The sequence below is a fragment of the Streptomyces sp. SS7 genome, assembly GCF_037993025.1.
Classification (GTDB): domain Bacteria; phylum Actinomycetota; class Actinomycetes; order Streptomycetales; family Streptomycetaceae; genus Streptomyces.
In genome coordinates this window covers 7,257,558-7,270,693 of record NZ_CP141223.1, presented here as the reverse complement: position 1 = coordinate 7,270,693, position 13,136 = coordinate 7,257,558, and the positions used below count along the sequence as shown (strand labels likewise).

Annotated in this window: 11 protein-coding genes; 6 read left to right on the top strand and 5 right to left on the bottom strand. The window is 72.1% G+C overall.

What is annotated here, in order from left to right; translation table 11 throughout:
• Window positions 1-344: 344 nt before the first annotated feature.
• The 3 genes from U5640_RS33345 to ybaK are packed head-to-tail and all read left to right on the top strand — an operon-like array spanning window position 345 to window position 2,685.
• Window positions 345-1,391 (top strand): hypothetical protein, encoded by a 1,047-nt coding sequence (locus U5640_RS33345; RefSeq protein ID WP_340385484.1) that lies wholly within the window; start codon window positions 345-347, stop codon window positions 1,389-1,391.
• A gap of 11 nt (window positions 1,392-1,402) precedes the next feature.
• A complete protein-coding gene (locus tag U5640_RS33340) occupies window positions 1,403-2,143 on the top strand; it encodes an LON peptidase substrate-binding domain-containing protein (protein ID WP_340380790.1) in 741 nt (246 codons plus the stop codon).
• Window positions 2,144-2,181: 38 nt separating this feature from the next.
• Window positions 2,182-2,685, top strand: coding sequence for a Cys-tRNA(Pro) deacylase (ybaK, locus tag U5640_RS33335; RefSeq protein ID WP_340380788.1), 504 nt, complete (start codon window positions 2,182-2,184; stop codon window positions 2,683-2,685).
• 67 nt (window positions 2,686-2,752) lie between these two features.
• On the opposite strand, the gene U5640_RS33330 is transcribed toward ybaK, so the two are convergent.
• From U5640_RS33330 to U5640_RS33315, 4 genes are all read right to left on the bottom strand, one after another.
• A complete protein-coding gene (locus U5640_RS33330) occupies window positions 2,753-3,442 on the bottom strand; it encodes a hypothetical protein (RefSeq protein WP_340380786.1) in 690 nt (229 codons plus the stop codon).
• A 34-nt stretch (window positions 3,443-3,476) separates the two neighbouring features.
• The gene (locus U5640_RS33325; RefSeq protein WP_340380784.1) at window positions 3,477-4,298 is read right to left on the bottom strand and encodes an ABC transporter permease; all 822 of its coding nucleotides are present in this window, start codon (window positions 4,296-4,298) and stop codon (window positions 3,477-3,479) included.
• A 108-nt stretch (window positions 4,299-4,406) separates the two neighbouring features.
• A complete protein-coding gene (locus U5640_RS33320) occupies window positions 4,407-5,381 on the bottom strand; it encodes an ABC transporter ATP-binding protein (protein ID WP_340385482.1) in 975 nt (324 codons plus the stop codon).
• A gap of 163 nt (window positions 5,382-5,544) precedes the next feature.
• Complete coding sequence (locus U5640_RS33315) at window positions 5,545-6,765, bottom strand: NYN domain-containing protein (RefSeq protein ID WP_340380782.1); 1,221 nt, start codon at window positions 6,763-6,765, stop codon at window positions 5,545-5,547.
• A 224-nt stretch (window positions 6,766-6,989) separates the two neighbouring features.
• Here U5640_RS33315 and U5640_RS33310 point away from each other — a divergent pair, with 224 nt between their 5' ends.
• Window positions 6,990-7,154 carry a hypothetical protein gene (locus tag U5640_RS33310; protein ID WP_199844526.1) on the top strand — a complete coding sequence of 55 codons (165 nt, stop codon included), beginning with the start codon at window positions 6,990-6,992 and terminating at the stop codon, window positions 7,152-7,154.
• A 90-nt stretch (window positions 7,155-7,244) separates the two neighbouring features.
• On the opposite strand, the gene dnaE is transcribed toward U5640_RS33310, so the two are convergent.
• Window positions 7,245-10,784, bottom strand: coding sequence for a DNA polymerase III subunit alpha (gene dnaE, locus U5640_RS33305; protein ID WP_340380779.1), 3,540 nt, complete (start codon window positions 10,782-10,784; stop codon window positions 7,245-7,247).
• A 179-nt stretch (window positions 10,785-10,963) separates the two neighbouring features.
• On the opposite strand from dnaE, the gene U5640_RS33300 reads away from it, so the two are divergent.
• Both U5640_RS33300 and U5640_RS33295 read left to right on the top strand, forming a co-directional pair.
• Window positions 10,964-12,289, top strand: coding sequence for a DUF2252 domain-containing protein (locus U5640_RS33300; RefSeq protein ID WP_340380777.1), 1,326 nt, complete (start codon window positions 10,964-10,966; stop codon window positions 12,287-12,289).
• Window positions 12,290-12,393: 104 nt separating this feature from the next.
• Complete coding sequence (locus tag U5640_RS33295) at window positions 12,394-13,095, top strand: hypothetical protein (protein ID WP_340380775.1); 702 nt, start codon at window positions 12,394-12,396, stop codon at window positions 13,093-13,095.
• The last annotated feature ends 41 nt before the right edge of the window (window positions 13,096-13,136 follow it).

Here is a 13,136-nt window from a genome sequence, read left to right as displayed (position 1 = left end):
CGGGGGCCGCGGGACCCGCCCGACGGGGCCGCCGCGGCCGGACCCGACCGCAGCTGCGGGACCGGCGCCGGGAAGTGACGCGAGCAGCCCCGCGAGGCTGCGAGACCGGTGCGGCGGGAGTGACGTGACAGGCCCCGGCGGGGCCGTGGGACCCGCGCGGTGGGAGTGACCGACCCGGTTCCGGCAGGCTGAAACCCGTATGGCCGAATCTCCACACAACCCCCTCGTCCTTGCACGAACAATCCCTGAACAGGGCTCACTTTTTACGGTTCCTTGACCTGGTGGCGTACAACTTTCCCGCGCTTGCCCACACCCTCTGGCGCAAGCCGACCTGCGGCTTTTCAATGGGCGGCACCATGGCTCTGCTGCCCCCCTTCATCCGTGCCTCCCGTATCTCCCGGGCGGCACGGACGACCGCCGCCCCCCACCCCGGCGCCGGGCTCCCCGCCGACGACGAGGTGCTCCTCGATGTGCCCGACGACCGGCTCGGGCCGGCCCTGGTCGCGGCCGGACGGGGCTCGTACGAACCGGCCGCCGCCCTGCTCACCCGCACCCGGGAACGGGCCGAGTGGGAGTACCGGGACCGCTACGTGACCCGCCTGGCCTCCTTCGCGCACTCCCGTACGGAGTGGTTCGAGGAGTGGCGGGCCGCGGCGCCCCGCGACCCCGACCTGCTGCTGGTCTCGGCCCAGCTCGCCGTGGACCGGGCCTGGCTGTCACCGGCGCGCGCCGAACTGCTGCGCGAGGTGAGCCCGCTGATCACGGCGGCCGCGCAGAGCGACCACGGCGACCCGGTGCCGTGGCGGATCGCCCTGGACCACGCCCGCGGCGCGCGGGCCGGGCACAAGTACTTCGGCGAACTGTGGGAGGCGGCGGTGCGCCGCGCCCCGCACCACTACGGCTGCCATGTCGCCGCCAAGCGCTACCTCGCCGAGTCCTGGCACGGCTCGCACCGCGAGTGCTTCGACTTCGCCGACCGGGCCGCCCAGGACGCCCCGGCGGGCTCGCTGGTCCAGGCGCTCCCGGCCCGGGCGGCCTTCGCCTACCTCACCGACGGCTGCGGACCCGAGGTGCCGCGCGAGCGGCTGGACTCGGCGGCCGACCGCGCGATGGCCCTGTCGGCGCGTTTCCCGTCCCTGGACCCCTGGCCGGCCGAGATACGCAACCTGCTGGTGTACGTCCTGGTCCGCCTCGGCCGCCTCGACGACGCCCTCGTGCAACTGCGTCTGATCGGCCCGTACGCCACCTCCTTCCCCTGGAACCGGCTCTCCGACGACCCCCTCGGCCACTTCCTGGCGGTGCGCGAGGCCGTGTACACCGGACGGGCCGTGCCCGAGCCGTGGCAGCCACGAAAGGGGCACGGCGACCGCGCCCACCCGGACGACCATTAGGCTTCTGCGCCGTGACCACCGTCCGTCTGCCGCTCTTCCCCCTGAACTCGGTGCTGTTCCCGGGTCTGGTGCTCCCGCTGAACGTCTTCGAGGAGCGCTATCGCGCCATGATGCGCGATCTGCTCAAGACCTCCGAGGACGAACCGCGCCGGTTCGCCGTCGTCGCCATCCGCGACGGCCACGAGGTCGCGCCCAGCGCGCCGGGACTGCCCGACCAGACCGCGCTGCCCGAACGCGGCCCGTCGGCCGGCTTCGGCGGGGACCCCCTCAAGGCCTTCCACGGCACGGGTTGCGTGGCCGACGCCGCGACGATCCGGGAGCGCGCCGACGGCACCTTCGAGGTCCTTGCGACGGGCACGACACGGGTGCGCCTGGTGTCGGTGGACGCCTCGGGCCCGTTCCTGACGGCGGAACTCGAGGAACTCCCCGAGGCACCGGGCGACGAGGCCGGCGCGCTCGCCGAGGGAGTGCTGCGGGCCTTCCGCCAGTACCAGAAACGCCTGGCGGGCGCCCGGGAACGCTCCCTGACCACCGGCGCGGACCTGCCCGACGACCCCGGGGTGGTGTCCTACCTGGTGGCCGCGGCGATGATGCTCGACACGCCCACCAAACAGCGCCTGCTCCAGGCCCCCGACACCGCCTCCCGGCTCCGCGACGAACTGCGACTCCTTCGCACCGAGACGGCGATCATCCGTAACCTGCCCTCGCTGCCCGCGTCGGACCTGACGCGCGGCCCGACGAGTCTCAACTGAACAGCCGAACCGCGATTCCCGAAGGCGCGCGAAACCCCATGGCGAAGAAGCCGAAGAAGCAGCAGCAGTCCGGCGGCACCCCCGCCACGGTGGCCCTCACCTCGGCGGGCGTGGACTTCACGGTCCACGCCTACGACCACGACCCGGGCCACCCCTCCTACGGCGAGGAGGCCGCGGAGGCGATGGGCGTGTCCCCCGACCGGGTCTTCAAGACGCTGGTGGCGGACGTGGACGGTGCGCTCACGGTCGCGGTGGTCCCGGTGGCCGGGTCCCTCGACCTGAAGGCCCTGGCCTCGGCGGTGGGCGGCAAACGCGCCGCCATGGCCGACCCCGCCCTGGCCGAACGCACCACGGGCTACGTCCGGGGCGGCATCTCCCCCCTCGGTCAGCGCAAGAGGCTGCCCACGGTCCTCGACGCCTCGGCCACCGCCCACCCCACGATCTGTGTCTCGGCGGGCCGCCGGGGCCTGGAGGTGGAACTCGCCCCGGCCGACCTGGCCACCCTGACCGGCGCCGTCCTGGCCCCGATCGGCCGCGGCTGAGAGGGGGGCCGGCCGAGAAGGGGTGCTTCAGCGTCGGCTCACGTGCTCCGGCCGGCGCGCAGCGGCGTCACGCGAGCGGCGCGCCGTACGCGTCCTTCGGGGCCTGGCCCTGCGCGTACGGGTCCGGGTCACGGGGGCCGAACAGCGCCGTGAGGCCCAGGTGGACCACCAGGGCCGCGAACGGCCAGGCCAGCAGGGCACCGTGCGCGCCCAGCTTCAGGGGCGCCGAGAACGTCACGCCCTTGCCCGCGGCCTTGGCCTGCGCGATCACGTCCGACCCGGGCCCCAGCCACACCCCCAGCCGCCACGCCAGCACCGACCCGAGCAGCCCCCCGAGCACCAGGGCCACCACCAGCGGCACGCCCCCGCGCCGCCGCCAGGCGAAGACCACGGCCGCGCTCACGGCCCCGAACGCCAGCGCCAGCAGGGTGAACGTCCCGTCCACCCCGATCGCCTGCTCGCCCTCGGTGTCCTTGAGGTAGACGACCCACCCGCCGTTCACGACGTCGCCCACCAGCGGCACGGAGGGCGCCAGGTACTTCCACAGCACCCCGAGCAGCGCGCCGGCCACCGCGACGGCCACCGTCACCACGGCGGCCTCTCGCAGTTCGGTCTTCATCCCGGGCCCGTCCTGTCCGTACGCGGCGTCCTGCGGCACGGCAGCCGCCCCCAGCGGCCCTCCGGGCGGAGGCGGCCAGGCGGCCCCCCGCGGGGACGGTTCGTGCGGCGGCGGAGGCGGAGTCAGCGGTGCGGTCACCCTGACATCGTGCCAGGCCCGGCCGTGCGGCGCGTCACCGGACGGCGGCCCGGCGGTAGGCCCAGGTGGCGACGGCCAGGGAGACGACGCCCACCCCGGCGCACACGGCGAGGTCCCCGAGCACCAGCGCCCAGTCCGGGTGCGCCCCGAAGGTCCGGGCGAAGGCCTCCACTCCGTACGTCGACGGCAGCAGGTCCCGGGCGAACCGCACCACCTCCGGCATCCGGTCCGGCGGCAGCACCCCCAGCAGCAGCGCGGCGGACATCCCCAGCTGCCCCAGCACCGTCGCCAGCTCCGGCCGCGGCGCGAGCAGCCCGAACGCGGCGCCCAGCCCGGACAGCGCGGCCCCGGCCAGCGGGATCACGGCCGCCAGCACCCACAGATGCGTCAGCGGCAGCCCGAACAGCACACACCCGAACACCGCGGTCACCAGCGTCCCCGGCACGGTGAAGGAGGCGTACGCCCCCGCCGCGCCCAGTACCACGGCCGCCGGCGGCACCGGCAGGGTGGCGTAGTGGTCCAGCCCGCCGCTCGCCCGCAGCTGCCCGAAGTACTGCGCGAGCAGGTTGAGCGCGACGAACGCGACGACGAGCACCGCGGAGCCCGCGACGACCGCCTCGGCCTCGCTGCCCCCGTCCACGACACCGCGCATCATGATCAGGATGCCGACCGACTGGAAGGTCGCCACGAACAGCAGCGGGATCCGCGCCACCCGCGCGCGGGAGAGCTGCGCCCGGTACACGGCCACGAGCGACGGCCACAGCCGCGCGCGCGGCCCCAGCTCGGCGGCCGCGCGGACCGTGCCGGTGCCGGCCCGGGCGCCGCCCGGCAGAACCCCGGCGGGTACGACACTCACGTGGCGCTGCTCCTCTTCCCTGCGGCTCTCATACCGTCCCCCGCTCCCCCTGCGAGCGTACGGGCCCGAGGGACCATACGGCCCCTGGGCCCACGCTGCTCAGATCGCTCATGCCCGCACCAGCCCCTGCCGCGCGGCCCCGCCCAGTGCCAGGTACACGTCCTCCAGGCTGGGCGTGGCCAGGGTGAAGTCGTCCAGGGCGGCGAAGGCGGCGCCGCCGGTGACGGTGGCGACGATCGCGCGGGCCTCGTCGGGGGCCAGCCGCAGCGTCCAGCGGCGCCCGGACTCCACGGCCCGCTCGCGCAGCGCGGCGACCTCGGGGACGTCCAGCGGCGCCCGCTCCCGCCACACCAGCTCGACCCGGACCTCGCCGGCCACCTGTTCCTTGAGCCCGACCGGCGTGTCGCAGGCGATGACCCGGCCACGGTCGAGGACGGCGACCCGGTCGAGCACGGTCTCGGCCTCGATGACGTTGTGGGTGACCAGCAGGACGGTCGTGCCGCGCTCGGCGCGTCGCCGGTCCACGGCCGACCACACGGCGCGCCGCGCGACCGGGTCCATCCCGGTGGTCGGCTCGTCGAGCACCAGCAGGGGCCGCTCCCCCACCAGCACGGACGCGAAGCAGGCCAGCCGCCGCTGTCCGCCGGACAGCTTGCGCAGCGTGCGGCCGGCGAGCGGAGTGAGCCCCAGTTCGTCGAGGACGGCGTCCCGTTCCCGCCGGGCCTGCCGCACGTCGAGGCCGCGCAGCCGTCCGGTGGTCTCGGCGGCCAGGGAGACGGTGAGCTCGTCGAGGGCGGTGGACTCCTGGCCGAGGTAGGCGAGGATCCGGGCGGCCCGCTCGGGGTGGCGCACGATGTCGTGCCCGAGGATCTCCACGGTGCCCGAGTCGGGCCGCATCAGCCCGGTGAGCTGCCGTACGAGGGTGGACTTGCCGGCGCCGTTCGGGCCGAGCAGCCCGAAGATCTCGCCGCGGTGGATGTCCAGCTCCACCCCGTCGGTGGCCCGTACCTCGGCGGTCGCCGCGGTGCCGCGCCGGCCCCGGACCGCCGGATAGGTCTTGGTCAGTCCGCGCACGGCACACACGACCTCGTCCGGGTGGCGGATGGCCGATGTCGCGCGCGTACTCACAAGGGACGAGCCTACGGGGTCGGCGGGCCCCGCTCGTCCTCGGGGCCGCCCGGGGGCCGTGTCCGCAGAGTCCCGACCGGTGACCCGAGAGCACTTCGCGGACGCGGCCCCGGGGCCGTCAGTCCCCGGCGGGCGCGTGCTCGGCTGCGGTCCGGGTGTCGACCTCGCGCCAGAAGCCCGCCCGGATGGCGTAGCGGTCGTGCTCGTCGATCTGGTCGTCCTTGTGCGCGAGCAGTCCGAAGCGGGCCGCGTACCGGAGCAGCTCGCCGTCGATGCGGTGCGGGATGCGCGGGTACATGGCGGACAGCTTCTGGAGGTGGCCCTGGTCGCCGAGGCGGCCCATCCAGCGCCGGGCGAAGACCTGTCCCACCTCGAACGGGTCGCCGCCCACGGTGGTGATGTCCTCCTCGCGGTCGGCCCAGCGCTGCTCGGCCGTGGTCAGCTGGGCCAGCGTCGGCATGGAGGAGACCTCGGCGGGCTCGGCGACGGCACCGGGCCGGTCCACCCAGCCCTTGTCGGAGGACCAGCGCAGGGTGGCGGTGGCGGGTTGCGGGGCGGGGTGGCTGCCGGGGGCGCGCAGCGCGGCCAGGTCCTTGGGGGTGGGCACGCCCTTGGTGGCGGGCAGGCGCTCCTGGGCGCCGGAGCGGTCGGCGGCGTCCGCGCCGGCGTGTTCGGTCTCCTCGGCGGGCCGCTCGGCGGCGGGGGCGAGCCCGGTGTCGGGCAGCGGCGCGGAGAGGATCGCGGCGATCTCGGGCCGGGGTACGGGCGGCGGCGCGCACACCCCGCCCAGCTCCTTGGCGCGTACGGCCTTGGTGATCCACGTGCGGTCCAGGACGCGCCGTTCGTCGGCCTCGGCGACCAGGTCCTCGGACTGGTTGTAGTCGCCGTCGGCGGCCTGGACGGCCCACAGGTGGACGGCGACGCCGTGTTCCTTGGCGGCCATCATGCCGGGCAGCAGATCGCCGTCGCCGGTGACGAGGACCACGTCGGAGCAGGCGCGGTTGCGGGCCAGTTCGGTCAGTTCGGCGTGCATCGCGGCGTCGACGCCCTTCTGGGCCCAGCGGCCGTCGCTGCGGGTCAGGGCGCCCAGCCGGACGGTGACCCGGGGCATCACGCGCAGTCTGCGGTGTTCGGGCTGGGGGACGCGGTCGGGGGCGCCGTCGAACCAGTAGATGCGCAGCAGGGGGCGTTCGGTCTCCGACTCGGCCTGTTCGCGCAGGCCCTGGACGAGGGCGGAGTGGTCGACGGTGATGCGGGACCGGGAGGGCTCCCCGGCGAGGAGGCTGGCGGCGGCCCCCAGCAGATACCCGGCGTCCACCAGGACGATGCAGCGGTCCACACGACTCACCCTCTTCCCGGGAGGTTTGCTTCGGGCTTCCTTCGAGTCTGCCCGACCGTGCGGGGGTTAACGGCCCGAACTCGATCTTCGGCGTGGCGTTTCGGGGCGATGCGCTCCGAGAACCCCTGTCACGGACGGTAATTATCCGAAATGCGCCTTAAGTCAGCCTATGTGAATCTGGTCGCGGCCCTGGTCCCTACATCCCCCGCAGGAGGCAGATCCCCATGGCCAAGAACAAGAAGCAGGACCGTAAACAGCCGCAGTCCGAGCGTGGTCAGCAGCAGGCCCAGCAGTCCTCGATGCAGGAGCAGGCCGAACAGCGGATCTCCCAGGTGACCCCGGCCGACATCGCCCGCAAGGGCCGGCAGAAGCGGTTCGGGCACAACTGACGCCCACGCAGCGGGCTGTTGCGGCCCAGGTACACCGAGGGGCGCGTCCGGAACCGGACGCGCCCCTCGCGCTCGTGGTCGGGCCGGGTCTCAGCCCGCCAGGCAGGACGGTCCGAGCAGCACCTTCAGATCGCCGAACAGCGCCGGATCGGGCTTGACCCGGTGCCGGTCCAGACGCAGGACGGTCGTCTTCGTCGGGCCCTGGAGCTTGATGCGGACCTCGCTGTCGCCCCGGTGGTGGGTGAGGATCTCGTTGAGCCGGCTGACCATCGGCGGGGTGACCCGGGTGGCCGGGATGGTGAGGATCACCGGCGCGTTGGTGCCCGCGTTCGACAGGTCGGGGACCTGGAGCTCCATCGCGACGAGCCGGGGCACGTCCTCGCGCTTGTCGAGGCGGCCCTTGACGAAGACGACGGCGTCCTCGACGAGTTGCGTCGACACGAGCTGGTAGGTCGCGGGGAAGAACATGCACTCGATGGAGCCCGCGAGGTCCTCCACGGTGGCGATGGCCCAGGCGTTGCCCTGCTTGGTCATCTTGCGCTGGAGGCCCGAGATGATGCCGCCGATGGTGACGACCGCGCCGTCCGCGTGCTCGCCGCCGGTGAGCTGGGCGATGCCCGCGTCCGCCTTGTCGGACAGCACGTGCTCCAGGCCGAACAGCGGGTGGTCGGAGACGTAGAGGCCGAGCATCTCCCGCTCCTGGGCGAGCAGGTAGGTCTTGTCCCACTCGTCCTCGGTGAACTGCACGTCGAGGCCGAAGCCGGGCTCGCTGCTCTCCTCCTCGCCCATGCCGCCGAAGAGGTCGAACTGGCCCTCGGCCTCCTTGCGCTTGACCGCGACCACATTGTCGATCATCGGTTCGAACTGGGCGGTGAGGCCCTTGCGGGTGTGCCCGAGCGTGTCGAACGCGCCCGCCTTGATCAGCGATTCCGTGGTGCGCTTGTTGCAGGCGACCGCCTCGACCTTGTCGAGGTAGTCGGGGAAGGAGGCGTACTTCCCCTTGGCCTTGCGGCTCCTGATGATCGACTCGACGACGTTGGTGCCGACGTTGCGGACGGCCTCCAGGCCGAAGAGGATCACGTCGTCGCCCTGGGCGGCGAAGTTGTGCACCGATTCGTTGACGTTCGGCGGCAGCACCTTGATGCCCATGCGGCGGCACTCGTTGAGGTAGATCGCCGACTTGTCCTTGTCGTCCTTGACGGAGGTCAGCAGCGCGGCCATGTACTCGGCCGGGTAGTTCGCCTTCAGATAGGCGGTCCAGTACGAGACCAGTCCGTACGCGGCGGAGTGGGCCTTGTTGAAGGCGTAGCCGGCGAACGGGACGAGGACGTCCCACAGGGCCTGGATCGCCTCGTCGCTGTAGCCGTTCTTCTGGGCGCCGGCCTGGAAGATGGTGAAGTTCTTCGCCAGTTCCTCGGGCTTCTTCTTGCCCATCACGCGCCGGAGGATGTCGGCCTCGCCCAGCGAGTAGCCGGCGATGATCTGGGCGGCCTTCTGCACCTGCTCCTGGTAGACGATCAGGCCGTAGGTGACGGCGAGGACCTCCTGCAGGGGCTCCTCCAGCTCCTTGTGGATCGGGGTGATCTCCTGGAGCTTGTTCTTGCGCAGCGCGTAGTTGGTGTGCGAGTCCATGCCCATCGGGCCGGGCCGGTAGAGCGCCGACACGGCGGAGATGTCCTCGAAGTTGTCGGGCTTCATCAGGCGCAGCAGGGAGCGCATGGGGCCGCCGTCGAACTGGAAGACGCCGAGGGTGTCACCGCGCTGGAGCAGTTCGAAGGTCGTCGGGTCGTCGAGCGGCAGGGCGAGCAGGTCGATGTCGACGCCCTTGTTGGACTTCACCATCTTGACGGCGTCGTCCATGATCGTCAGGTTGCGCAGGCCGAGGAAGTCCATCTTCAGCAGGCCGAGCGACTCGCAGCTCGGGTAGTCCCACTGGGTGATGGTGACGCCGTCGGTGTGCCGCACCCAGACCGGGACGTGCTCGGTGATGGTCTCGCTGGACATGATCACGCCGGCGGCGTGCACACCCATCTGGCGGACCAGGCCCTCGACGCCCTTGGCGGTGTCGATGACCTTCTTCACGTCGGGCTCGTTCTCGTACATCGCGCGGACCTCGCCCGCCTCGCTGTAGCGGGGGTGCGAGGGGTCGGTGATGCCGTTGAGGTCGATGCCCTTGCCGAGGACGTCGGCGGGCATGGCCTTGGTGATGCGGTCGCCCATCGCGTACGGGTAGCCCAGCACGCGCGCGGAGTCCTTGATCGCGTTCTTGGCCTTGATCTTGCCGTAGGTGCCGATCATGGCGACCTTGTCGGCGCCGTACTTCTCGGTCACGTACCGGATCACCTCGACGCGCCGACGCTCGTCGAAGTCGATGTCGACGTCGGGCATCGAGATGCGCTCGGGGTTGAGGAACCGCTCGAAGATCAGACCGTGCGGGATGGGGTCGAGGTCGGTGATGCCCATGGCGTACGCGACGATCGAGCCGGCGGCGGAGCCGCGGCCGGGGCCGACGGCGATGCCCTGCTTCTTGGCCCACATGATGAAGTCGGCGACGACGAGGAAGTAGCCCGGGAAGCCCATCGAGATGATGGTGTCCATCTCGTACTCGACCTGCTTCATGCGGTCGTCCGGGATGCCCTCGGGGAAGCGGCGGTGCATGCCGCGCATGGTCTCCTCGCGGAACCAGGTGACCTCGGTGTAGCCCTCGGGGATGTCGAACTTCGGCATGAGGTTGCGGGCCTCGAACATGCCGGCGGTGTCGATCTGCTCCGCCACCAGGAGCGTGTTGGCGCAGCCCTCCTGCCAGGCGTCCGAGGAGTCGATGGCGTACATCTCGTCCGTGGACTTCAGGTAGTAGCCGGTGCCGTCGAACTTGAAGCGGTCGGGGTCGGAGAGGTTCTTGCCCGTCTGGATGCACAGCAGCGCGTCGTGCGCGGTCGCCTCGTGCGCGTAGGTGTAGTGCGAGTCGTTCGTCACCAGCGGCGGGATGCCGAGCTTCTTGCCGATCTCCAGCAGGCCGTCGCGGACCCGGTGCTCGATGTCGATGCCGTGGTCCATCAGCTCCAGGAAGTAGCGGTCCTTGCCGAAGATGTCCTGGTAGTCGGCGGCCGCCTTCAGGGCCTCGTCGTACTGGCCGAGGCGCAGCCGGGTCTGGAGCTCGCCGGAGGGGCAGCCGGTGGAGGCGATGAGCCCCTCGGACCACTTGGCGATGGTCTCCTTGTCCATGCGCGGCCACTTCTGCAGCCAGCCCTCGGCGTAGGCGTCGGAGGAGAGGCGGAAGAGGTTGTGCAGGCCCGTGGCGTTCGCCGCCCAGATCGTCTTGTGGGTGTAACCGCCGGAACCGGAGACGTCGTCGCGCTTCTGGTGCGGCTGGCCCCACTGGATCTTGCGCTTGTTGCGCCGCGACTCGGGCGCGACGTACGCCTCGATCCCGATGATCGGGGTGATCCCGGACTTCTTCGCGGTGTGGAAGAAGTCGTACGCGCCGTGCAGGTTGCCGTGGTCGGACATGGCGATGTGGGTCATGCCCATCTCGTTGCACGCGTTGAACATGTCCTTGAGCCGCGCGGCACCGTCCAGCAGCGAGTACTGGGTGTGGACGTGCAGGTGCGTGAACGGCGGCTTCGACACGGCGTGGCCTCCAAGGGAAACACTCGACGACTGGCGGGCGGACAGTCCGGGGGTCAGCGTCGAAGTCTAAGCCTCGCCACTGACACTCCGCGGGCACTCCCACGTACCTTCGGACGTTGGAAGGGGACGGACGATCCGTCCCGAGGTCACGCACCACCGGTCCCAGGAGGCACCCAGCGATGTCGGTTCCCCAGCTCAATGACGAGCAGCGCGGCGAGGAGATCCTCTCCGTCTTCGACACCGCCTTCGGCGAGCTCCTGGCCGCCGACCCGGCCGCGTTCCGGGTGAAGTTCCGCAAGATGGCGGCGTCCGCGTTCGCGTTCTACCGGGGCACGGCGGCGCTCTTCTACCACGACCTGGACGCGGAGAAGCGGGGCGGGCCGTTCCTGGACGACCGCACCTCGCGCGTGTGGATCCACGGCGATCTGCACGCGGAGAACTTCGGCACCTACATGGACTCCACGGGCCGGCTGATCTTCAACGTCAACGACTTCGACGAGGCGTACGTCGGCCCCTTCACCTGGGACCTCAAGCGCTTCTCCGCCTCGATCGCCCTCATCGGGTACGCCAAGGCGCTCGGCGACGACCAGATCACCGAGCTGGTGCGGGTGTACGCGGGCGCGTACCGCGAGCGGATGCGCGCCCTGGCCACCGGCGCCAAGAGCGACGAGGTGCCGCCGTTCACCCTGGACACCGCCGAGGGCCCGCTGCTGGACGCCCTGCGCGACGCCCGCTCCCTGACCCGTTTCGGGCTGCTGGACTCCATGACGGAGATCCGTGACTTCGAGCGCCGCTTCGCGCCCGGCGGCGGATCCATCGAGCTGGACGCGGCCACCCGCTACAAGGTCCTCGCGGCCTTCGACGGCTACCTGGAGACGCTGCCGGAGACCTCCCTGGCCCGCCCGGACTCCTACCGGGTGAAGGACGTCGTGGGCCGCCGCGGCATCGGCATCGGCTCGGCGGGCCTGCCGTCGTACAACATCCTCCTGGAGGGCCACAGCGACGCCCTGGAGAACGACGTCGTGATCTACATCAAGCAGGCCCAGACCCCGGCGGTCTCCCGGCACATCACCGACCCGGCGATCCGCGACTACTTCCGGCACGAGGGTCACCGCACGGTGATCTCGCAGCGCGCCCTCCAGCAGCACGCCGACCCGTGGCTGGGCTGGACCGAGCTGGGCGGCGCGGGCCAGCTCGTCGCCGAGGTCTCGCCGTACGCGGTGGACCTGGACTGGGGCGACATCGACGACCCGGAGGAGATCGCGGGCGTCGTCGCCGACCTGGGCCGGGCCACCGCCACGATGCACGCGGCGGCGGACGACACCTCGGGCGAGTCCCTGGTGCCGTTCTCCACCGAGCGGGCCATCGACGCGGCCATCGCCGCCGACGAGGAGGGCTTCGCGCCGCTCCTGGTGGACTTCGCGCACAGCTACGGCGCCCGCGCCCGTGCCGACCACCAGATCTTCGTCGACCTGTTCCGCAACGGCCGCATCCCCGGCCTGTGACGGCGGCCCGAGGCGGGCGTCGGCAACAGGTCTCTAACAGTCGGCGTTCTCACAGGGACCTTTTAGGGGTCCCTTACGGGAGCGCGTGACACACTTCCAGCGCAATGGACATATCCGGGACCCGACTCAGAGCCGTACGCGCGGCGCTGTTCACGGCGGTCGTCGTGACGCTCAGCACCGCGTCGCACGTCCTGCTGTCCCGGGCCCCGCTGCCGTTCAACACGGTGGCCGCCGTCGCGGCCGCCGTGTTCCTCCTCGCCTACGCCCTCGCGGGCCGCGAGTGCGGCTTCGGACGGATCGCCGCCGCGCTGATCCCGCTGGAGCTGGCGGCCGACACGATCTTCACCACCGGCCAGCACGTCTGCTACGGCCGGGCCGGCGGCCCGGTCGCCGGACCGCTCGCCGCGGTCGGCTGGGACGTGCTGTGCGGCGACGGCAGCCGGGTCGGCATCCCGCTGGCCCGGGTCACCGGCGCCGACCCCGACCGGCTCGCGGGGCTGATGGCCCACTCCGACCCGGTCACCGCCTGGCTGCTGCTCGCCGCGCACCTCACCGTCGGCCTGATCGCGGCCGCCTGGCTGCGCCGGGGCGAGCGGGCGCTGGCGCAGCTGCTGCGGGCGGCCGGGGCCACCACTTTCCGGCCCCTGCTCCTCGCGTTCCGTGCCGTGACCGTACGACGCACCCCGGCGGCCCGCCGCCTGCCGCGGCCCGCACACCGTACGGCCACCGCCCGGGACCTGATCCTCGTGCACTCCCTGGGCCGGCGCGGACCACCGCGCCCATTCGCCCTCGCCCTCGCCGCCTGAGCGGCACGCCCCGGCGACACCCGAGAACGCCGAGCACGAGC

What these genes read in the sequence shown, in the direction of transcription:
- U5640_RS33345 (WP_340385484.1), top strand. Translation starts at nt 345, where the DNA reads ATGGGCGGCACCATGGCTCTGCTGCCCCCCTTCATCCGTGCCTCCCGT.
- ybaK (WP_340380788.1), top strand. Translation starts at nt 2,182, where the DNA reads ATGGCGAAGAAGCCGAAGAAGCAGCAGCAGTCCGGCGGCACCCCCGCC.
- U5640_RS33310 (WP_199844526.1), top strand. Translation starts at nt 6,990, where the DNA reads ATGGCCAAGAACAAGAAGCAGGACCGTAAACAGCCGCAGTCCGAGCGT.
- U5640_RS33300 (WP_340380777.1), top strand. Translation starts at nt 10,964, where the DNA reads ATGTCGGTTCCCCAGCTCAATGACGAGCAGCGCGGCGAGGAGATCCTC.
- U5640_RS33295 (WP_340380775.1), top strand. Translation starts at nt 12,394, where the DNA reads ATGGACATATCCGGGACCCGACTCAGAGCCGTACGCGCGGCGCTGTTC.